The 20,650-nt window shown below is 70.4% G+C and carries 19 protein-coding genes; 11 read left to right on the top strand and 8 right to left on the bottom strand.

Annotated features, from left to right (window positions below; genetic code table 11):
• The first annotated feature begins 436 nt into the window (after positions 1–436).
• The 5 genes from F4561_RS13575 (at position 437) to F4561_RS13555 (ending at position 6,004) form a co-directional block, all read left to right on the top strand.
• Positions 437–1,825 carry a heparan-alpha-glucosaminide N-acetyltransferase domain-containing protein gene (locus tag F4561_RS13575; RefSeq protein WP_312885243.1) on the top strand — a complete coding sequence of 463 codons (1,389 nt, stop codon included), beginning with the start codon at positions 437–439 and terminating at the stop codon, positions 1,823–1,825.
• Positions 1,826–1,954: 129 nt separating this feature from the next.
• Entirely contained in the window at positions 1,955–2,971 is a 1,017-nt protein-coding gene (locus F4561_RS13570; protein ID WP_184578972.1) for a tyrosine-type recombinase/integrase, read from the top strand.
• Positions 2,972–3,071: 100 nt separating this feature from the next.
• Entirely contained in the window at positions 3,072–4,205 is a 1,134-nt protein-coding gene (locus tag F4561_RS13565; protein ID WP_184578970.1) for a glutathione-independent formaldehyde dehydrogenase, read from the top strand.
• Positions 4,206–4,342: 137 nt separating this feature from the next.
• Positions 4,343–5,134: an exodeoxyribonuclease III gene (locus tag F4561_RS13560; protein ID WP_184583578.1), complete on the top strand. Its 792-nt coding sequence runs from the start codon at positions 4,343–4,345 to the stop codon at positions 5,132–5,134.
• A 90-nt stretch (positions 5,135–5,224) separates the two neighbouring features.
• Positions 5,225–6,004 carry an alpha/beta fold hydrolase gene (locus F4561_RS13555; RefSeq protein ID WP_184578968.1) on the top strand — a complete coding sequence of 260 codons (780 nt, stop codon included), beginning with the start codon at positions 5,225–5,227 and terminating at the stop codon, positions 6,002–6,004.
• A 28-nt stretch (positions 6,005–6,032) separates the two neighbouring features.
• On the opposite strand, the gene F4561_RS13550 is transcribed toward F4561_RS13555, so the two are convergent.
• Positions 6,033–6,257, bottom strand: a complete 225-nt coding sequence (locus tag F4561_RS13550) for a hypothetical protein (protein WP_184578966.1) — start codon at positions 6,255–6,257, stop codon at positions 6,033–6,035.
• 235 nt (positions 6,258–6,492) lie between these two features.
• Between F4561_RS13550 and F4561_RS13545 the strand changes: the two genes are divergently transcribed.
• From F4561_RS13545 to F4561_RS13535, 3 genes are all read left to right on the top strand, one after another.
• Complete coding sequence (locus F4561_RS13545) at positions 6,493–8,514, top strand: cation:proton antiporter (protein ID WP_184583576.1); 2,022 nt, start codon at positions 6,493–6,495, stop codon at positions 8,512–8,514.
• 45 nt (positions 8,515–8,559) lie between these two features.
• Positions 8,560–9,054 carry an NUDIX domain-containing protein gene (locus F4561_RS13540; RefSeq protein ID WP_184578964.1) on the top strand — a complete coding sequence of 165 codons (495 nt, stop codon included), beginning with the start codon at positions 8,560–8,562 and terminating at the stop codon, positions 9,052–9,054.
• Positions 9,055–9,378: 324 nt separating this feature from the next.
• A complete protein-coding gene (locus tag F4561_RS13535) occupies positions 9,379–9,894 on the top strand; it encodes a hypothetical protein (protein ID WP_184578962.1) in 516 nt (171 codons plus the stop codon).
• Positions 9,895–9,913: 19 nt separating this feature from the next.
• Here the strand turns inward: F4561_RS13535 and F4561_RS13530 are convergent, their stop codons facing one another.
• The 7 genes from F4561_RS13530 to F4561_RS13500 form a co-directional block, all read right to left on the bottom strand.
• A complete protein-coding gene (locus F4561_RS13530; RefSeq protein WP_184578960.1) occupies positions 9,914–11,218 on the bottom strand; it encodes a hypothetical protein in 1,305 nt (434 codons plus the stop codon).
• A gap of 34 nt (positions 11,219–11,252) precedes the next feature.
• Positions 11,253–12,494, bottom strand: coding sequence for a site-specific integrase (locus F4561_RS13525; protein WP_184578957.1), 1,242 nt, complete (start codon positions 12,492–12,494; stop codon positions 11,253–11,255).
• 280 nt (positions 12,495–12,774) lie between these two features.
• On the bottom strand, positions 12,775–13,125 hold the full coding sequence (locus F4561_RS13520; RefSeq protein WP_312885242.1) for a DoxX family protein: 351 nt from the start codon (positions 13,123–13,125) through the stop codon (positions 12,775–12,777).
• A 152-nt stretch (positions 13,126–13,277) separates the two neighbouring features.
• Positions 13,278–13,715, bottom strand: coding sequence for a hypothetical protein (locus tag F4561_RS13515; RefSeq protein ID WP_184578955.1), 438 nt, complete (start codon positions 13,713–13,715; stop codon positions 13,278–13,280).
• Between the two features lie 65 nt (positions 13,716–13,780).
• Positions 13,781–14,113 (bottom strand): hypothetical protein, encoded by a 333-nt coding sequence (locus F4561_RS13510; RefSeq protein ID WP_184578952.1) that lies wholly within the window; start codon positions 14,111–14,113, stop codon positions 13,781–13,783.
• 704 nt (positions 14,114–14,817) lie between these two features.
• A complete protein-coding gene (locus F4561_RS13505) occupies positions 14,818–15,396 on the bottom strand; it encodes a septal ring lytic transglycosylase RlpA family protein (protein ID WP_184578949.1) in 579 nt (192 codons plus the stop codon).
• A gap of 527 nt (positions 15,397–15,923) precedes the next feature.
• Complete coding sequence (locus F4561_RS13500) at positions 15,924–17,102, bottom strand: protein-tyrosine phosphatase family protein (protein ID WP_246437197.1); 1,179 nt, start codon at positions 17,100–17,102, stop codon at positions 15,924–15,926.
• 251 nt (positions 17,103–17,353) lie between these two features.
• On the opposite strand from F4561_RS13500, the gene F4561_RS13495 reads away from it, so the two are divergent.
• The 3 genes from F4561_RS13495 to F4561_RS13485 all read left to right on the top strand — a co-directional run bounded on the left by F4561_RS13495 (position 17,354) and on the right by F4561_RS13485 (position 20,572).
• Positions 17,354–18,343: an LLM class flavin-dependent oxidoreductase gene (locus F4561_RS13495; RefSeq protein WP_184578946.1), complete on the top strand. Its 990-nt coding sequence runs from the start codon at positions 17,354–17,356 to the stop codon at positions 18,341–18,343.
• 238 nt (positions 18,344–18,581) lie between these two features.
• On the top strand, positions 18,582–19,943 hold the full coding sequence (locus F4561_RS13490) for a sensor histidine kinase (RefSeq protein WP_312885241.1): 1,362 nt from the start codon (positions 18,582–18,584) through the stop codon (positions 19,941–19,943).
• The gene (locus F4561_RS13485; RefSeq protein WP_184578944.1) at positions 19,910–20,572 is read left to right on the top strand and encodes a response regulator; all 663 of its coding nucleotides are present in this window, start codon (positions 19,910–19,912) and stop codon (positions 20,570–20,572) included. The genes F4561_RS13490 and F4561_RS13485 overlap by 34 nt, the downstream gene beginning before the upstream one ends.
• Positions 20,573–20,650 lie beyond the last annotated feature (78 nt).

The following is a 20,650-nucleotide window of genomic DNA, read 5'->3' as shown; positions in this document are numbered from 1 at the left end:
CCCGCGCGGCGCCGCGCCGCGGCGCGCGGGCTCCGCAGGCGTGGGCGCGAACGCGCCGCCCGTGTGGTTCGCCGGGTTTTATCGGTTGGCTGCCGGTTGGTTGCTGTCTGTCCGTATACGCGCCGGGATCGGGTGTGACTGGCTTTGGAGTGCCTCCCGGCAATAGCGTTGCGAAGGAAACGTGCCCACCTGGCGCGATGGGTGGAATGTTCCCCCGATCAGGCGCCGCCGGGTGTCGCCCATGTTTCATGCATAAATTGCATTATGCATCATTCGCCGTGTTTGTGGCATAACGGCGGTTTGTCTGGTTCGCGGGGATCTTTAGTGGGACGTCCGAACCGGCCGATCCGTTGCCCCCACGCAGCAATCGGGCCACAAGCGGTCATATATCGAGAAAAGGCCTGCGTTCGCGCGGGAGTAAGGGGATTATCGAAGGGTGTCGAACAGTACGGGCCCCTCCCCCAACAGCAAGGCATCCAAAGAGCCTGCCCCGGACAACGCGGGCGGGGCCATGGGGGCCGCCACGGCGTCCGGCGCCGTGAACGGCGAGCGTAGCGCCGAGGCCGCTGGCGCCGCGGGTGGCCGCCGGGCCACTGCGTCCGGCTCCCCCGGCGGCCGGCGGGTAGCCGGGCGGCACGCCGACCGCCTGATGGGCATCGACGTCGCCCGCGGGATCGCCGTGCTGGGCATGTTCGTCGTGCACGTCGGGGTCGGCTGGACCCTGGCCGATGGCAGCAACGCCCTGCTGCCCGTGGTCTCGGGGCGTTCGGCGGCCCTGTTCGCGCTGCTGGCCGGGGTTTCCATCGCACTGCTGTCGGGGGGCTCCTCCCCCAAGACCGGCAGCGACATGGGGGTCGCGCTGTGGCGGGTGGTCATCCGCGGCCTGCTCATGCTGCCGGTGGGTACGTTGCTGACCATGACCGGCACGCCAGTGTCGGTGATCCTCGCTTACTACGCGGTGTTCTTCGTGCTGGCCGTGCCGCTCATGGACGAGCGGTGGAAGGTTGTGGCCGGAACGGCCGCCGTCCTGGGCGTGGTCGGTCCGCTGGTGTCGTTCTACGTGCGCGGGCTGATCGAGGACGGGCCGCTGGAGGGGCCGGTCACCGCCATCAACTCCTATGACCCGCTGGTGATCTGGGCCGACGACGGCGTGGTGAACTTCCTGCTGACGGGTGCCTACCCCGCGATCACCTGGATGCCGTTCGTGCTGGCGGGGTTGGCCATCGGCCGGCTGGAGCTGCGCTCGGTGCGGGTGCGGTGGGCGCTTCTCGGTCTGGGCAGTGCTCTGGCCGCTGTGGCGTACACGGCGTCGTGGCTGGCGCTGAACGTCTTCGGGGGCCGGGAGCGGCTGGAGTCGTCGTTCGACGCGGACTACATGGCCGGCTACGGCGGGGCCGGCAGTGCCGGCGACGCCATCAGCGAGGGCTTTCCCGGGACGGTGCCGCTGAACGACTGGGCGTGGTTGCTGACGGCGGCGCCGCACAGCGGGTCCCCGTTCGAGGTGTACGGCGCGGGCGGGGTGGCTATCGCGGTGCTGGGGGTGTTCCTGCTGGTGTCGCAGTACCTGCGGTGGGTGCTGTACCCGTTGGCCGCGGTGGGTGCCCTGGCGTTGACGACCTACGTGGGCCACATTCTGCTGATCTGGGTGGAGGAGCGGGGCTGGCTGGTGGGTACGCCGCTGCAGCCGGTCACCGACAACCTGGCGATGTCGGTGCTGCTGGGCTCGATCGTCTTCGCCACGGTGTGGACGCTGCTGGTGCGGCGGGGGCCGCTGGAAGGGCCGCTGCACGTGGTGTCGATGTGGGGGGCCAAGCGGATCCCCTGACGTGGTGACCGCTCCCCTGCCCCGGGCGCGGCGGGCCGCGCTGGGGTGTCGAACATCGGTGGTGGCGATGTTCGAACCGGGGGGCGGGATGCGCGCTGGATGCCCCTGGAATCGGGGAAGCTGTGGGGCATGAGTAGTACCGAGAGCGTTGCCGGGGTTGGGGCGTCCTCGCTGTGGGCGGTGGACGCTGTCGAGGAGTATCTGGTGGCGCGGCGGGCGGAGAAGCCGTCGCCGCACACGGTGGCCGCCTACCGGCGGGACCTGCTGGGGGTGCTGGACCGGGTTGCCGGCCTCGATGGGTGTGATCGGGGCGCGCTGCGGTTGGCGGATCTGGACGGGCAGGTGTTGCGGCGGGGGTTCGCGGACTTCGCCGCGGACCGGGCGCCGTCGAGTGTGGTGCGGGCGTGGTCGACGTGGAACGGTTTCTTCGGGTTCTGGGTGTCTGAGGGGGTTGTCGAGGGCAACCCGATGCCGGCGGTGCGGCGTCCGCGGGTGCGGCCCCAGCAGCCCAAGCCGTTGTTGGGTGAGGACACGCCGGAGCGGTTGTTGGAGGCGTTGGCGGCGGGGTGCCGGCGGGCGCGCGACCCGTGGCCGGAGCGGGACATGGCGGTGTTGGCGCTGGCGTTGCTGACGGGGTTGCGCTCGGCGGAGATGTTGTCGTTGCGGTTGGACGCGGTCAGCGGGCGTGCGGGTGAGCGGCGGGTGCGGGTGGCGGGTAAGGGCGGTGAGACGCGGTCGTTGCCGATCGAGCCTCCGTTGGAGGCTTTGTTGGATGCCTACCTGGAGTCGCGGCGGTCGCGGTTCGGGGTGCCGTTGCGCGGCTCGGATCCGCTGCTGGTGGACAACCGGGGCGCGGGGTTGCGTCGTGGTGGGCTGCAGTACCTGGTGCGGCAGTGTTATAAGCACGCGGGGGTGCATGACCGGGTGGCGCGGGGGACGTTGGTGCATGCGTTGCGGCACACGTTCGCGACGCGGTTGGCTGAGGACGGGGCGTCGGTGAGCGAGATCATGCGGTTGTTGGGGCACTCCTCGATTACGTCGTCGCAGTCCTATATCGATGTGACGGCTGGTGCGCAGCGTGAGGCGGCGCGGTCGAACCGGACGTATGGCGTGTTGCGGCGGTTGGCCGGTGATGAGGATGGCTAGGGTGAGTCGTCCGGGGCGCGGGGTTTTTGACGTGAGGTGAGTCACTCTTTCGGGTAGGGCTGGTGGTGCCGGCTACCCGATAGCGATCAGGGGGGATCTCATGAAGGCTGTGGTGTATCAGGGGCCCTACGAGGTGGCGGTTGAGGAGGTTTCCGATCCGCGCCTCGAGCATCCCAATGATGTACTCGTGCGGGTGACGTCAACGTGTATCTGCGGTTCCGACCTGCATATGTATGAGGGGCGCACGGCCGCGGAGCCGGGCATTGTGTTCGGTCATGAGAATCTCGGCATCATCGAGGAGGTGGGTTCGGCGGTCGCCACGTTGCGTGTGGGTCAGCGTGTGGTGATGCCGTTCAATGTGGCGTGTGGTTTTTGCCAGAACTGCCAGTTCGGGAACACGGCGTTCTGCCTGACGGTGAATCCGGGCTTTGCTGGTGGGGCGTATGGCTATGTGGCCATGGGGCCGTACACGGGTGGGCAGGCGCAGCATCTGCGGGTGCCGTTTGCTGACTTCAACTGCCTGGTGCTGCCGGAGGGCACGGAGAACGAGTCCGATTACGCGATGCTGGCGGACATCTTCCCGACGGGGTATCACGGTTGTGAGCTGGCGGGGGTCTCGCCGGGTCAGACGGTCGCGGTGTATGGCTGCGGTCCGGTGGGGCTGATGGCGGCGTATTCGGCGTTTTTGCGTGGGGCCTCGCGGGTGTTCGCGGTGGATCAGGTGCCTGACCGGTTGCGGCTGGCGGAGCAGATCGGGGCGACTCCGATCGACTTCACTCAGGGTGATCCGGCCCAGCAGATCGTGGACCTCAATGGCGGTGGGACCGACGCGGGGGTCGACGCCGTGGGCTACCAGGCGCACGGTTTCGAGGAGCCGGACCGCGAGGAGCCGGCGGCGGTGCTGAACGCGTTGATCCAGACGGTGCGGCCCACTGGTGCGCTGGGGGTACCGGGGTTGTATCTGCCGGCGGATCCGGGTGGTCCCGACGCCAATGCCCAGCAGGGCCGGTTGCTGTTCGACATCGGCAAGATGTTCGAGAAGGGCCTGCGTATGGGCACGGGACAGGCTAATGTGAAGCGGTATAACCGGCAGTTGCGCGACATGATCGCGGCGGGGCGTGCCACGCCGTCGTTCGTGGTGAGCAATGAGGTGTCGTTGGACGAGGCGCCTATGGCGTATCAGAAGTTCGACCGGCATGAGGATGGTTTCACGAAGGTTGTTCTGCATCCCTAGGCAGCGTGTTGTGAGTTCGACTCGGATGCGGGGCCGGCGCTTGTGGGCGCCGGCCCCGTTGTTGTGTTGGGGGCTGTGCGCTGGGGCGGTGGTGCGGGGGGTTGGCTACGCTTGCGCGCGTGGTGTGTGAGACGACGATTTCGACAGTGAATGTGAACGGGTTGCGTGCGGCGGCGCGTAAGGGGTTCCTGGAGTGGCTGGGGGCTACGGATGCCGACGTTGTGTGCCTGCAGGAGACCCGGGCGGAGCGTTCGCAGCTTGCCGCGGAGGTGATCGCGCCGCCGGGGTGGCATGTGGTGTTGGCGCCGGCGGCGACCAAGGGGCGTGCCGGGGTGGCGGTGTATTCGCGGGTGGAGCCCGCGGCGGTGCGTGTGGGGTTCGGTGCCGCGGAGTTCGCGGACGCGGGGCGCTATGTGGAGGCCGACGTGGGCGGGGTGACGGTGGCGAGCCTTTACCTGCCCTCGGGTGAGGTTGGTACGGCGCGCCAGGAGGAGAAGGAGCGTTTCATGGAGGCGTTCCTGCCGTATCTGGTGCGGCGGCGCGCTGAGGTGGAGGCGGACGGCCGTGAGTTGGTGGTGTGCGGTGACTTCAACATCGCGCATCGTGAGGTGGATCTGCGGAACTGGCGGAACAACCGTAGGACGTCGGGGTTTCTGCCTGAGGAGCGGTCGTGGTTGTCGCGGGTGTTTGATGAGGCGGGGTACGTCGATGTGGTGCGTGCGCTGTTCCCGGAGGGTGAGGGGCCGTATTCGTGGTGGTCGTATCGGGGGCGGGCGTTCGACAATGATGCGGGATGGCGGATCGACTATCAGGTGGCGACGCCGGGGTTGGCCGGGTTGGCGAAGGCGGCCCGGGTGGAGCGGGCGGAGTCGCACGATCGTCGGTGGTCGGATCATGCTCCGGTGACGGTGGAGTACGTGCCGGTGTGAGGTGGCGGTCGGCGTGGGTGTTGGACAATTGGTTGTGCGGGTCCCGGCGTTTCGCGGGTTGACAGGCGTGGTCTCGGAGTGAGTGCTGATATGAGCGTTCCGGTCGTGTTGGTCCATGGGTTGCGGGTCTCGGGCAGTATGTGGCGCCCTCAGGTGGAGATGCTTCAGGAGCAGGGGCGGCGCGTGGTTGCGTTGGACCTGCCGGGTCATGGCGAGCGTCGGGGTGAGGAGTTCTCGCTGGGGTCGGCGGTGGACGCGGTGGCGGGGGCGGTCGACGAGCTCGGTGAGCGTGCTCTGGTTGTGGGGTTGAGCCTGGGCGGGTTCGTGTCGATCGCGACGGCGGCGGCGATGCCGGGGCGTGTGGCGGGGCTGGTGGCGGCCAGTTGTACGGCGCGGCCGGTGCAGGCGTTGATGCACATGTACCGGCTTCCGACGGTGTTGCTGGACCGGTTGCCGGATAAGGGGCAGGCGGTGAACCAGCGGTTTCACAAGTTGACGTTGCCTGATGAGGGTGCTGAGGCGGTGCTGGACGGTGGTCTGGCGATGGAGGCGGCTCGTGCGGTGATCGACGAGGTCTCCGAGCTGGATGTGTTGGGGGCGTTGCGGGCGTATCCGGGGCCGGTGTGGCTGATCAATGGGGCGCGGGATCATTTCCGGATTCATGAGAAGCGGTTTTTGGATGCGTGTGTCGATGGGCGGTTGCTGAATGTTCCGCGGGCGGGGCACATGGTGAGCCTGGATCAGCCGGAGAACTTCACGAAGATTATTGGGGATGCGGCCGACGTGGTGTCGGTGCGTGCGGCGGGGGGTCCGGGTGCGCCGCCGCGGTTGGAGCCGGGGGCGGTGCGGGAGGCCGATTCGGCGTCGTGAGCGGGGTCCGGGTGGGTGGCGTGGGGTTTCAGGCGCGGTTGACGGGGATCGGTAGGTCGCTTGCGGTGCCGCTGAGGAGTCCTTCGAGGGGGTTCTCGCCGGCCAGTATGTCCTTGAGTGGGGTGAGGATGTGGTGGTCGGGGTGCGGTTCGTGGTCGAGCGGGACCACGGGTTCCAGGGCGGCGTTGGCCGGGGGCGCGAGGATGAGGATCGCGGCGCAGGCGGCGGTGGTGGCGGGGTGGCGCACGGCCATACTCCAATTACTCTAAGGAATTATTCGCTAACTTATTGTAGTTTTCGGGGGTGTGGGGAGCACGCCTGTGACGGTGGTGCGTCGTCCGGTACGGGGTGCGCTGCGGTGGGCGGGCGCGGGCCTGCCCCTGGGGGCGGATTGGCGGCGTCGCTAGGCTGGCTGCGACCCCGCGAACCGCAGTGGCTCGTGGTGCGTGGGGGCGGTCCGGGGCCAGCCGAGGCGAGTGGGGTTGACGATGGTTCTGGCAGCGGGTGAGGCACCCGAGTTCCTCGGGCCCGTGGTCGCGCTGGTGTGCGTGGCCGGGTTGATCGGTGCCGTGTTTGTTCGGCTGCGTGTGGTGCCCATCGTCGGGTTCCTGCTGGCCGGTGTGGTGATCGGGCCGCACCAGCTCGGTCTGGTCTCCGAGGAGGCCTATGTGCAGACCGCGGCCGAGATCGGCGTCATGCTGCTGCTGTTCACCATCGGCATCGAGTTCTCGCTGGAGCGGCTCGCCCAGATCAAGCGTTTCGTGCTGGTGGGTGGTGCCGCCCAGGTGGGGCTGACCATCGCCGTGGTCGCGGGGTTGGTCGTGGCCTTCGGGCAGGACTGGCGGGTGGGGGTGTTCACCGGGTTCCTGGTCGCGTTGTCCTCCACCGCGATCGTGCTCAAGGTGGTCGCCGCCAAGGGCATCACCACCCAGCCGGCCGGCCAGGTCACTGTGGGGACGCTGATCTTTCAGGACCTGGCGATCGTCGTGATGGTGCTGCTGATCCCGCTGCTGGCCACCGGCGAGGGCGCCGGTGGCGGGGGGCCCGCCGGGATCGTGCGCGCGTTGGGGACGGCGGCGCTGGTGCTGACCGCTGTTCTGGTTGTCGCCCGCAAGCTGATGCCGCCCTTGCTGGAACGGGTGGCCAGGCTGTGCTCCCCCGAGGTGTTCCTGCTGACCGTGATCGCCCTCGCTCTGGGGGTGGCCTACCTGACCTCGATGGCCGGGGTCAGCGACGCTCTTGGTGCCTTCCTGGCCGGGATGGTGCTCAGTGAGTCGCGGCACAGCGCGCACGCGCTCAGCGAGATCATGCCGTTGCAGATGCTCTTCAGCGCGGTGTTCTTCGTCTCCATCGGGATGCTGCTCGACGTGGGCGTGCTGCTTGGGCTGTGGTGGCTGGTGGCGGCGTTCGCCGTGGCAGTGGTGGTGATCAAGCTGGTGACCAGCCTCGCGGCGATGGCTCTGCTGCGGGTTGGTTTGCCCACAGCGGTGGTCTCCAGCCTGCTTCTGGTGCAGATCGGGGAGTTCTCGTTCGTGCTGCAGCAGACCGGTGCGCAGGTGGGGCTGAACCCGGCCGGTATGGGTGGACAGGGCGGGCAGTTGCTGGTTGCTGTCACGGTCATCCTGATGACCACCACCCCGGCCTTTGCCGCCGCGGGAGAGCGGCTGGCCCGGTGGGTGGGTGAGCGTGCGGCGGTGCGTGGCCGGGCGCCCTCGACCGGGGGTGGGGCGCCGGTGCCGTCCGGTGATGGGCGCGACCGGGTGCTCATTGTGGGTTGGGGGCCGGTGGCCCGGAACCTGGGTGGCTATCTGCGTGCCAACAACATCCCGGTGACCGTGACCACGCTGAGCCCGGAGCTGGCCGCCGAGGCCGAGGAGCAGGGGCACACCGTGGTGCGCGGGGACGCGGTTCGGGCGAGTGTGCTGCACGAGGTGGGTATGGCATCGGTGCGGCTCATCGTGGTCTGCGAGAACAGCGGTGAGGAGACCACGCATATCGCTGAGTCGCTGCACAATGTGGCGCCGGGGGTTCCGATCGTGGCGCGGCCCCGCGACGCGCCCGACGTTGCCGGGCTGCATCACGCCGATGTGCGGCGGGTGGTCGACACCTCCCGGGCTGTGAGCGAACCGTTGGCTCACACCGTTCTGGATTTGCTGGACGTCGCGCACGCCAGCGCCGGTAAGCCCGACCCGACCGTTGTCGTGGCGTTCGAGCCCGCCGCCGAGACCGGTTGCCCGCATGTCGGTGAGATCCGTCCGGTGCTGCCGTGGAGTCCGGGCTGCACGGGGTGTCTGAAGCGGGGGCTGCGCGACTGGGTGCACCTGCGGGTGTGTACGCAGTGTGGGTACGTGGGCTGTTGCGACTCCTCCCCCCAACGCCATGCCAGTGCGCACAGCGCCGAGGCGGGGCATCCGATTGTCGTCTCGGCCGAGCCCGGCGAGGGGTGGGCCTGGTGCGCTCTTGACGAGATCGAGGTGTCGCCCGCGGTGCGGGGCACGCCGTCGGTGTGAGTTGGGCGGTGCGGCGGTGCTGCACCGCTGCGTAGGGTCGTTGCCATGGCCGACACCGAGCTGGAGTTCTTCGAGAGTCTGCCGCGCAGCCGGGGTGCGGCCAGCGCGCTGCTGCGCGACGGGCAGGGTCGGCTGTTGCTGGTGAAACCCACCTACAAGGCGGGGTGGAGCCTGCCTGGCGGGGTGATCGACGCGGGTGAGTCCCCGTTGGGGGCGTGCCGGCGCGAGTGTGTCGAGGAGCTGGGGTTCGTCCCGCCGCTGTCGGGTCTGGTGGGTGTGGACTGGATGCCGCCCAGTCTGAGTCCGGATGCCCGGCCGGCGACGGTGTTCGTGTTCGCGGGTCGCCTGCGCCCCGGTGACTTCGAGGCGGTGCGGCTGCCAGCCGAGGAGCTCAGCGACGCGGTCCTGGCCGACCCCGCCGAGGCGGGGCGCTACCTGCGCCCGGGCCCGGCCCGCCGGGTCGCCTGTGCTGTGGAGGCGGCCCGGTGTGGAGGCACGGTCTATCTGGAGCACGGCCATCCGGTGGAGTGGGGCGGGTGAGGCCTCAGTCGCGGTGACTCGTGCCGACAGGTGGGAGTGCCGCGCTGCCTGCCTGGCGGGGTGAGGGATGAGTCGTGTCCGCCCGGCCGGTGTGGGCGGCCGGCGGTGGTCCGTGGTGCGTGGTCATGCGGTGTCTCGCAGCGGGGGTGGGACGCACCTCCACACTGTGGTTACCGTTCGTGGTCGGCGGCGTGAGGTTCGTGTGATCAGTGGTGCGAATGTGGTTGGGATCAGTACGGTACGTGCGTCCACCCGAAGTGTCCCGGATGTCTATCTGGGTGGTTTTATCGCTATGGTGCATGCCCAACTGAGAGGAGCGCTTCCGTGCGACATGTCGTCGGATTCTTAGCAGGACTCATCCTTGCCCCCGTGGTGCTGCTGGGCGGCGGATGGGCGTTCACTCGTATGTCCGGGCTCGGTGGGGGTGAGGCCGCGTTTCTGACCACGGCCGGTCTCATCGGACTCGCTGGCCTGTTCGGGCTCGCGCTGCTGATGGCCCTGGTTATGGTCCCGCCCCGGCTGACTCCCCTCCTGCCGGGTATCACTGGGCTGTCCCTGGCCGGGTTCACCGCCGTCAACGTGCTGCGTCCGGAGCTGCTCGAGCGGCTGCCCGGCGTACCGGGACTGGGCGGCGCCCTGGAGCTGGCCGGCTTGGGCCTGTACCTCCCGCTCGCGTTCGCGCTGGTCATACCGTTGTTTGTGGCGTCGCGGTGGGTGCGTGCCGAGCCCTACGAGGAGAGCGCCGTCACCCCGGCCGAGTACTTCGACGGGCTCTACGGGGACGAGGAGGAGCCCCCGGAGGAGTCGCGGCGCGGCGGCCGGCGCCGCAGGACGGCCTGAGTCCCGCTGCCGCGGGCCCCTACAGCCAGGTTGGGCCCCAGCCGGAGTTGTCGGACACTCCGGGCGGCAGCGGCGGCATGCGGTGGGCCCCCGGGGCGGGGGCGTCCTCGTCCTCGTGCGGGGTGTCGGAGTGTTCCCCCTCGCCGGGTTCGGGGGGTGCCTCGGTGACGGTGGGGATGGCCTCCGTGGGTGCCGAGGCGCGCTGCGGGGGCTCCTCGGGCGCCTGGTCGGGAGGGTCGCCGCCGAGGGCCGGCTCCTCGGGGGTGCTGCTGGTGGCGGGAGTGTCCCCGGCCACGCGCTGCCACCACTGGGTGGCCTGCTGCGGGGTGAGTTCTTCGCTGACCTCCAGCGAACCGTGCACCTGCGCGTAGTGCCGTCCCGCGGTCCAGGTGCGGTGGAGGTCCGGTTTGTCGAGCACCACAGCCCGCTCCCCCTCGACCGTGGGGATGTCGGCGGGAGTGCCTTCGTTGCCCACCCGGGAGCCGTCGGCTGCGGTGAGGTTCCACCAGCCGTGCACGGTCGGGGCCTCGGGGTCGGTGGCGGAGTCGCGGAAGGCCGCGGTCCAGCGCTCGTCGGGGCGGTGCCCCTCAAGGCCTTGGCCCTGCTCGCCGACGAGGGCGTCGGCGAGCAGGGTGTGGAACTGGAAGTTGTCGCTGATGCCGTCGAAGCGCACCCGGAAACCGCGCCCGGAGGCGCGGTCGAGCACGAGCGCGCTGACCGCCTGGGAGATCTGCAGCAGCACTCCGACGTCCTCGAACTCCCACAGGGCGGTTCCGAGCTGCTCGGAGATCGTGACGAGTTCGCCGTGCAGTTCGGGGTCGGTGCGGATCGCCGCGCGCACACTGCTCTCGCTGAGCATGGTCTTGGCGGCCAGTCCGTGGCGGCGGATGGTCCACCAGCACACGGTGGCTTGGGGGGCGGTGTCGCCGAGTTCGGCGGCGATCTGCTGCTCGGTGGCGGAGGTGACCTCTTCGGGGTCGGGTGGGGCGCCGCTGTCGGTTTGCTGCCAGGCCCGCAGGAACACGGCCGCGCCCTGTCCCATGGTGCGTAGCCGGCGCAGGACCGCCAGGCCGGCGTCGCCGGGCGGGGTGCCCATTTCGACCATGGCGCCGGCGACGACGGTGAGGTCGGCGGTGACGCCGGGGGCGGCGTGGGTGCCGCCCAGGAGGGGCACGAGCGCCTCCAGCGCGAGTTTCCGCTCGTCCGAGGGGACGTGGGAGGCCAGGGTGTAGACCTTGTGGACGGCGGGTGGGAACCGTCGGGTGTCGGTCGCGACAGAGGCGTCGATCAGCTCCTGGAACGCGGCGCGAAACTCATCGATCACCTGGGCATTTTCGCATATTGCCGGCGCCGCCGAATCACAGGCCCAGGCTGGTGACGGCGTTGTCGTCAAGCGGGTTGGCGGTGCGGATGTAGCCGTGGACGGTGCGCGGGTTCCGCCAGCGGCCCTGGCGCATGATCTCGCGGTCGCCGGCGCCGCCGAGCGCGGCCTGGGTGGCGAACCCGGACCGCAGGGAGTGCCCGCTGAAGGCGGCGGGGTCCAGCCCGGCGCGTTGGGCGTAGCGCTTGATGAGGTTGGCGACGGCGCGCCCGGTGATGGGCCGCTCCCCCATGTGGCCGTGCCGGGTCACGGCGGGAAACAGTGGGTGGGCGGTTCCGTCGGACAGCGAGGTTCCGGTGTAGGTGTGGCACCGGTGTGTGTGGGGGGCCGGTTCGGTGGCCTCCTCCAGCAGGGCCCGGGTGGCGGGGGTGCCGCCGTCGCGGTTGGCTTCGGCGAGGTCGGCCCAGTCGGCGAACGCGCACACTGGGCAGGTGTGGGCGCGGCGCCCGCGCGGCAGGGCGACTTGGGCGAGGTGGCGCCCCTCCTGGTCGGTTTTTGTTGTCCGCAACTGCGCGGTCAGCAGGGGTGCGCCGGTTGTGGGGTCGGTGTGCACGGCGATGTCGTCGAAGGTGAGGGCGGCGAGTTCGCTGCGGCGCAGCGCTCCGGCGAAGCCGGCTAGCAGCAGCAGGGTGTCGCGGCGCCGGGCGACCCCTGAGGGGTGGGCCGGGGCGGGGCGTTGTTCCAGGAGCGCTTCCAAGGAGTCCAGCAGCAGTGGGCGCTTGCGGGTGGGGGGTGCGCGGCGGCGGCGCCGGATGCCGCGCAGGGTCATGCGCACGACGTCGTCGCGGGTGGGTGCGGCCAGGCCGTGGGCGGCGTGCACGGCGGCGATCGCGGCGGCCTTGCGTTCCAGGGTGGCGGGCGAGAGGGCCCAGCGGGCGGGGGTGGCGTCGGTGACGGTGTCGGCCGCGGCGGCCAGGTAGACGGCGACGTCGATGGGTTCGGCGGGCAGCGAGCGGCGGTTTTCGCTCTGGCACCAGGCGGTGAAGGCGACCCAGTCGGTGCGGTAGGCGCGCAGCGTGTTCGGTGACTGGGCGGCGGAGAGGTAGCGGCCCAGTGCGGCGGCCTGCTCGTCGTCGAACCGTTGGCGTACCGCGTCGAGCGCCCGGGTGTCGACCAGGATGCTGTGCGAGCCCTGCTGCAGGCGGGAGCGCACCTCGGCGGGTAGGTGGGCGCCTTCGGTGTGCGCGGGTTCGGTGGGTGCGGGGCTGTTCTGGCTCACGGTGGCCCATTGTGGCCCATTGCTGGGTGCCGCGCGGGGGCGGCGCCCGACCCGGCGAGCCTTGCGAGCCGAACCTCTCGGGACATCACACCTGATACGTAGGGTTTTTGTGTCAAGGGCGCGGCGGTGGACCAGCGCAGGCGGCGGGGCGTGTCGCGGGGGGTCGTGGCGTCGTTCTCGGCGCCGGGTGTGTCCGCGCAGCCAGGGTCGGTGCGGTGCGGGGCCGAGCCGTCGCGTGGCTTTGGGATCTGATGGCCCGGCGTCCCGGGGCGCAACGCCGTCACAGGCTCAGCACGCCGAACGCCGTCGTAGCGAGGGCGGCGACCAGCAACGAGGCCGGGTTCTTGAGTCCTGCTGTGTCGCGTTGCACGATGTGGGTCACGATCGCACCCACGAAGTACAACACCACTCCGATCGCGGCCGCGACCCCGAGCGGCCGGACCCAGATCCCCGCGAGTAGTCCGATGGCTCCCGCCGCCTCCGCGGTGGCGAGCCACGGATACCAGGAGTGGGGGACCCCGGTGCGGTCGAGGTTTTGCACGATCGCCGCAATGCGGGTGATCTTGCCGTAGGCGGAGATGATCAGGACCAGGGCGAGCGGTCCGGCGAACATGGCATAGATGAGGGTCACTCGAGACTCCCTTGGATGGTTGTGGAGCGGTGCGTCTCGGAGCGCGGCAGTGGCCGCGTTTGCCCCCGGGCCGTTGATGGGGGGTGCTGAATCGCCTGTGATGGGAGGCACCCCGTTGCGGTGCCTCCAGGGTCTCCGCCCACACCACCGACCTAGTAGGCGCCGCTGATGGCGGCGAGTATCTGCCCGGGCGGGGCGATCCAGAACAGGAGCCCGGCCGAGGCGAGCAGGGCGAGGGCGAACACGGTGGCGGCGATCCAGCGGCGCAGGACCGCCGCGGTGATGGCCCCTGCGAGCGGGCTGCCCAGGGCGAACACCAGTAGGCCGATGAGGTAGCCGACGACGTCGCGGCGGGACTGGGTGGTGACCTCGGCGCCGCTGGTGATGTAGGTGGCTTCGGCCATGGCGAGCACGAAGGTGAGAGCGGAGCCGCAGAGCCAGACCAGCACCAGCACCGCCCACAGCACCAGGGGCCAGCGGCGGGGGTCCCCGAGCACGGCGGTTTCGCGCGGCGCGGGTGTAGCGGTGGGGGCGGTGCTGGTGGCGGGGCGGCGCTTGGGTGCGCGGGTGGTTTTCTTCTTGGGTGGCACGTGTTCCTCCGTGCGCCTGCGGCAGGGCGGGTGCGGGCGTGGTTGCCGAAGGGTGGCGGTTCGGGTCACGTCCCGGTGTGCAGGTGGAGCGCTGTGACGAATACGACCGGCCAGGCCAGGAGCACCAGCGAGTACATGGCTGCGCGGCGGTCACCGGCGACGGTGGCGATCGCCGCCCCCAGCAGGGGTAGTCCTACGGACGCGCCGAAGCCCAGGGTGAACCATTCGGCCGCGGAGTTGGTCTCGGCGGCCACACCTTTGGCGTAGCCGACGGGGCCTAACAGTACGCACATGGCGGCGAGGAGGGCCACGGTGACGCGGATGCCCGTGGGGTGGCGGGTGTTGCGGGGCGGCTCGCCGCCGTTGGCGGCGGAGCCCCCATTGTCAACGGAGGACAACGCAGAACGCACCTTTCCCCGGGGAGGGCGTCAACGGCCGTGGGGTTGGGCTGTGTGCGGCGGGTGGGCGGTCGAGCACGGTGTCGGCGGTGCCTTTCATCTGCTGTCCTGGGACGTGCGCCAGTGGTGTGCGCGGGTGGGGTCGGGCCGGGTGGTGTCCGGAGTCTGCCATGCGCACGCGTGCCGCGCAGCCCTGCTGTTCGTTCGGTGGTTCGGCCGGGCTGGGTGGCTCGCGGTGCCCGGTGGGGTGGGCCCGTTCGGGGCGGGCGGGCGCGCAGGTGTCACATGGTCATCCAACTGCGCTCGGGCGTGCTGATCAAGTCGTGCGTTTTGCCCGGCGGGGTGGGATTCGGCCCGATGTGCGCGGAGCGCAATGGGTTCGCTTCCAGAAGTGAGTAGTGCGTTGGCGGGAGGTGGCCGCTGCGGTCCCGAGGGCGGCACCGGCCGGTGGTGATCGCGCCGGCTGGGGTGTGCCGCGTGCTGAGCCCTCAGGTGCCCTGGGGGGGGTCTTGGGTGGGTGCCGCTGGAGGATGTCTGCCGTTGCGCGGCCAGACTGGCCGGCTCGCGATGCTTCCGCCGTGGTGCGGTAGTGCCCTTGCCATCGAGGCGGATGTCGGGGTGCGCGCGAACTTCACCGGAAATGGGGGCGGGGGTGGCCTGGGGAGGGGGCGCGGCCACCCCCGCTATCTCGGGGGCGGGATGGTCTATTCGACGGCCTGCCACTCGACGTCGACGACGCCTTGGTGGGGCGAGGCGATTTGCTCGAAGGAGGCGGTGGACAGGTCCAGGCAGCGGCCGTCGACGAAGGGGCCGCGGTCGTTGATCCGGACGGTGACCGAGGAGCCGTTGGCGGGGTTGGTCACCTCGACCATGGTGTCGAAGGGCAGTTCCTTGTGCGCGGCGGTCATGGCGCTGGGGTCGAAGGTCTCGCCGCTGGCGGTGGGCTGGGCCTCGCTGTAGTTGGACGCCGCGCAGTTTCCTTCTTTGCCGGTGGGGCTGCGTTCCGCGGCGTTGCTCGCAGAGGATCCGGAGTCCTGCTGTTGGTCCGGGGAGACCGGGGCGCCGTCGAAGCGCTGCTGTGCGGAGGCGGTGGCCTCATCGCGCTGTTGGGCCGCTTGGCGCTGTTCCTCGGCCGACAGCGGCTCGGCGGGTTGCGCGGGTGCGGTGGTGGCCGTGGCGGGTGTGCCCGCGTCGTTGGAGGGGGTGCTCCCGGTGTCGCCGACGACTGCCGCGCCTGCGGTGCCGCCGGCGATCAGGGCGGCACCCACGGCGGTGGTGACCACGGCGACGCGGTTGTTCCGCGGGCGTTTCCATGGCCAGGCGGGTAAGGAGTGGTGGTTGCCCACGACGGGAGTCCTTCGATTGGGGTCAGGTTCACGGCTGCGCGGTGGTCTCGGCTGCGGTGGGGCCGTTGCGGGCGCAGGGTGCGCAGCGCCACCACCCGGGACAGGGGTGGTGCGGTCTCAGGCAGGGGACGAGCCGTGGGGTGGTTCGGTGACCGCCGGCGCCGAGCGTAGGCAGAACGTGCGGGGCGGAAGAACCAGCTGCGGCGTTTTGTGGAACTTGTCACGACTTCGGCGGGTTTTGGCTCTTGTGGGGTTGGTCAAAGGAGCGGGCCGTGCGGCACGGTTTGTGTGCGTATGACCAGTGCCGATGAGCATTCCCCGTGTGTACCGTTCGCCGGTGACCGTGGTCAAAGAGGATTCCACAACATTTGTGGATACGCGCTCAGCACCGTTTTTCGTCAACGGTTCTCCTGTGGTGCCGCCGTTTCGTAGTGGCGGTGGGCGCGGGATGCGGCGCGCCGGGGTCAGCCTCGCGTGGCCTGGTGGCGACGGGGCGGCACTCCCTGGGGGAACAGCTCCCGGGCCGGGTCGGCCAGCCCTACCCCGTTCAGGGCGGCGACCGTGCGCGACAACTCCGGGGTGTCGAGGTGCCCGCCGAGGGCCGGGATGATCGTGCGCAGCGCCTGGACGGCGTCGGTGCCGCAGGCGAGCGCCGCGTAGTGCGCCGCCACCGCCGGGGTCCGCGACTGGCCGGCGGCGCAGTGCAGCAGTACCCGTTTGCCCTCGCCGCGCAGCGCCGCCACCATCCGGGCAGCCTCGTCGATGACGAAGTGCAGGTTCGGGTTGGCGCCGTCGGTGTCGATAAGCCACACCTCGACGCGGTCGCGCGGTGGCACCCGGGCCGGTGTGTCGGCGGTACCGATCCGGCAAAGCGACACCACCGCCTCGGTGTGCTGGTCCGCGCGCATGTGGGACAGGTTGGCCAGGGTCAGGCCGTGGTCGTGGGGGTGCTGCGCGCGGAACGGGCGGGCGATGCTGGGGTCGGTGCGGTCCTCGTAGTGGTGTTCCTGCTCGGGCCAGATCGAGGGGGCGCTGCCCCGCGCCAGCACCACGGCCCGTCTGAGGATCGGGCCGGGGTCGACGATGTCGGCCAACCGCCGGTGCGCCTGCAGGGGGACGGCCGAGGCACCCCATCTGGCTCCGGCGAGCGCGCCGGCGTACATCGCGGCCTCGTCGCCGCCGGCGGCGTGGGCCGAGTGCGCCGCCTCGGCCAGATGGGAGCACGGGAAGACCCGGCGGGCCGGGTCGAGCCGTGGTATCGGGGTGCCCAGCACCGCCTGCCAGGCTGTGGCCAGCGGGCTGGACTCGGGTACCGCGGCGTCGCGGGCGGGAACCGTTCCGGTGGCGATGGTGTCGCGCAGGGCCTGTGCCCAGGCGCGTTCGCCGGCGGCGGGTGCGCTGGCGGCGATGGTGCCGGGGGTGCGCACGTCGCGCAGCGCCGTGTCGATGAGTTGGGACAGCAGCGCCGCTCCCCCGCTGTGCCCGGCGGGGTGGGCGAGCTCGGTAATCACGGGTGGCTCCGCGCCCACGAGGCAGGCCGCCCAGGCCGCGCCGAGCCAGGCGCCGGCGGCGCGGTCGTAGCGCGGGTCCTCGTTGTGCCACATGTCGTCTTGGGTATGCAGCGCGTTGCTGTTGGGGGTCATCCCTCTCCCATCCGTGTGGTGGGCCTGCGCCTGTTGGTATGTCCAACGCGTGCGGGGCGCCATGTGATGCCGTTCCGGTGCGGTCGCCGCGGTATTGGTCTGCGCACCGGTCCGGGGCGGGTGGGGTGCGCGGTGGGGGGTGGAAATAGCGGGGGGCGCGGGACTGTTCTTGCTCAGATGGCGGCTGGCCAGTTGGGCCGCCGGCCCGGCCTGCGCCGGGTCCTCTCCCCCGTCACGAAAGGCCGGTAGCCGTGTCCGTCCCCATCTCGATCCTCGACCTGGCGCACATCGGCGAGGACATGACCGCGCGGGACAGCCTGGAGGCCAGCGTGACCATGGCGCGCCACGCCGAGGAGCTGGGTTTTCGGCGTGTCTGGTACGCCGAGCACCACAACATGGGCTCCATCGCGTCCTCGGCCACCAGCGTGCTGATCGCCCACGTGGCCGCGCACACCCAGAGCATCCGGCTGGGGGCCGGCGGTGTCATGCTGCCCAACCACGCTCCGCTGACCATCGCTGAGCAGTTCGGGACGCTGGAGACGCTGCATCCCGGCCGTATCGACCTGGGTCTGGGCCGCGCGCCGGGCACCGACCAGAACACGGTGCGGGCGCTGCGCCGCGACCCCTCCTCCGCGGAGAACTTTCCGCAGGACGTGCTGGAACTGCAGGGCTACCTCACCGGGGAGTCGCGGATCCCGGGTGTGGAGGCGGTGCCGGGCAAGGGCACCGATGTGCCGCTGTACATCCTGGGGTCGTCGTTGTTCGGCGCGAAGCTGGCGGCCGCGCTGGGGCTGCCGTACGCGTTCGCCTCCCACTTCGCCCCGCAGGCGCTCGAGGAGGCGGTGGCGGCCTACCGGGACGAGTTCGCGCCTTCGGAGCGGTGGCCGCGGCCGCATGTGATCGCGGGGGTGGGGGTGGCCGCGGCGCCGACGACGGCTGAGGCGCGCGAGCAGTTCCACCGGGCGCAGCGCCGGATGGCGGCGCGGCTGTTGGGGCGCGGGCGCGTGCTCACCGATGAGGAGGCCGACGCGGCGCTGGATTCCCCGGCGGGCCGGCACGTGCGGCAGATGACGACCTACTCCGCTGTGGGTGACCCGGCTGAGGTCAAGGAGTACCTCGCGTGGTTCGCCACGCATGCCGGGGCAGACGAGCTGATGATCGCCCCGCAGAGCGGGGGTGGCCGCGCCCAGCTCCGTTGTCTGGAACTGGTGGCTGAGGCTATGGGGGTCGCCCGGGAGTGAGGGCGCTGCGGCTGCTGGCCGCAGCGCGTGGTGTGGGCCCGGGCGCGCCTCCGCCGGGTTCCGTCCTTCTCCCCCGGGAACTCCGCAGGCGTGATTGGTCTTGTGGCGGTGCGGGGGGTCGAGGAGGACCGCAGACGCACAGCAGGGCATCTCGTGGCCTTGCAGTAGGGCCAGTTATACCCCCAAGACGGGGTCTAGCCCACTGGCCGGGTGCACGGCCCCTTTCTAGGGTGAGGGGGTGAACACGCAAGGAAGGCCTCCCCAGACACCGCTGGAGGCATTGCGGCAGCGACGTTTCCTCTACACACGGTGGCCGTGGCGAAGCCTCGCCTCGGCCGGGGCCGCCCTGGTCGTCGGTGGTGTGGCCGTCTCCGTGGTCGGGCTGATGCTCGTGCCACTGATCATCCTCGGTGAGATCGTGATCGAGGCCCGCCAGGGCATCGTCGAGATCGAGCTGTGGCTCGTGATCGTCCTGCCGCTGCTGAGCCTGGGACTGCTACTGGCCCTCGGGCCGCTCTTGGCGCTCCCGGTGGCGGTCGTGGAACGGTGGCGGCTACGGCTGGTCCACCCGCCCATCCGCCCCGGCCACCGTGCGCCGCGCCCCGGGCTGTGGTCCGGGCTGCGCACTCGCTACACCGATCCCACGACGTGGCGGGAGTTCGCCTACCTGCTGCTCCTGTGCTTCGTCATTGCTCCTCTCAGCTACCTTGTGCTGTTCGCCCTGGTGGTGTATGGAGCAGTCCTGCTGGGTGCGCCTATCCTCGTCGCCGTCGGCGAGCCACTCGCCCTGAACCAGCGGCAGGTTACCGACGTGCCCACGGCGCTCCTGCTGGTGCCGGTCGGTGCCGTGCTCCTGCTGGCCTCGCCCTACGCGGCCGCCGTCGGGGCGCACGTCAACGCCGTGCTGGGACGTAACCTGCTGGGCGGTGAGCCCGCCGAGACCCTCCGTGCCGAGCTGGTCGAGGTGACGCGTTCCCGGGCCCGACTGGTGGACGCCTTCGAGGCCGAGCGGCGGCGCATCGAACGTGACCTGCACGACGGCGCGCAGCAGCGGCTGGTCGCTTTGGTGATACAGCTGGGTCTCGCCCGTATGGACGCCCCGGCCGGGTCCCGGGTGGAGGAGACCCTCGCCTCCGCGCACGAGCAGACCAAGGAGCTCATCAGCGCCATGCAGGAGATCATCCACGGCATCCACCCGCAACTGCTCGCCGACCAGGGGTTGGCGGCGGCCCTTCCGGAACTCGTCGAGCGATCCGCCATCCCGGTCGCCCTATCGGTGGACCTCGTAGAACGGCCGCCCTCCCACGTGGAGTCCACCGTCTACTTCGCTGCCGCCGAGGCGCTGGCAAATGTTGCCAAGCACACCCAGGCGCGGCGGATCGCGGTCGCGGTCCACCGCGAGGGGGAGACACTGGTCCTCGAGGTCACCGATGACGGTCCGGGTGGTGCGGACCCGGGTCAGGGAACCGGTCTGACTGGCCTAGCCGACCGCATCACGGTGATTGGAGGCAGAATGTTGCTATCCAGCCCGGCTGGCGGGCCAACCCGGATTCGAGTGGAGACTCCGTGCAACCACACTCTCCCCTCCGAGTTGTTCTAGCAGAAGACGGGGTGCTGCTCCGCGAGGGCCTGCGGAGTCTGCTGGAGCGTTTCGAGTTCGAGATCGCCGCCTCGGTAGGAGATGCCGAGGCGTTGGCCTCGGCCGTCGCCCAGCACGGCCCCGACTTGGTGGTCACCGACATCAGGATGCCGCCGGGATTCCGTGACGAGGGGCTGCGGGCGGCGGTCCAACTCCGCGCCACGCGTCCGGAGCTTCCCATCGTGGTGTTGAGCCACTACGTAGAGACTCGCTACGTAGGGACGCTGCTCGACTTCAACGATGGGCGTGCCATCGGGTACCTCCTCAAGGAACGTGTGGCGGATGTCGAGGAATTCGTGGCCTCGCTGCGCCGTGTCGCCGCGGGCGGGACTGCCGTCGACCCCGCCGTGGTCAAGCGGTTGGTGCAGCGGCAGCACGACCCGCTGGACCAGCTCACCCGGCGGGAACGCGACGTGCTGGTCCTCATGGCCGAAGGACACTCCAACTCCAGGGTCGCCCGCGAACTGACCGTCAGCGAAGCCGCGATCGGCAAGCACATCGGGAGCATCATGGCGAAGCTCGACCTCGCTCACGAGGATGTGGAAGCCAACCGTCGGGTGAAGGCGGTGCTGGCGTTCCTGCGCGCTTAGAACTCCCAACGAAATGATCTGGGTGTGGTCGGATCATCGCCGAAGCGATGATGACGATCCACGCCCCGGACCTTGTTC

This window comes from Lipingzhangella halophila (genome assembly GCF_014203805.1).
GTDB classification, from domain to species: Bacteria; Actinomycetota; Actinomycetes; order Streptosporangiales; family Streptosporangiaceae; genus Lipingzhangella; species Lipingzhangella halophila.
The sequence above is the reverse complement of the archived record's forward strand: the minus strand, read 5'-3'. Positions and strand labels throughout refer to the sequence as shown.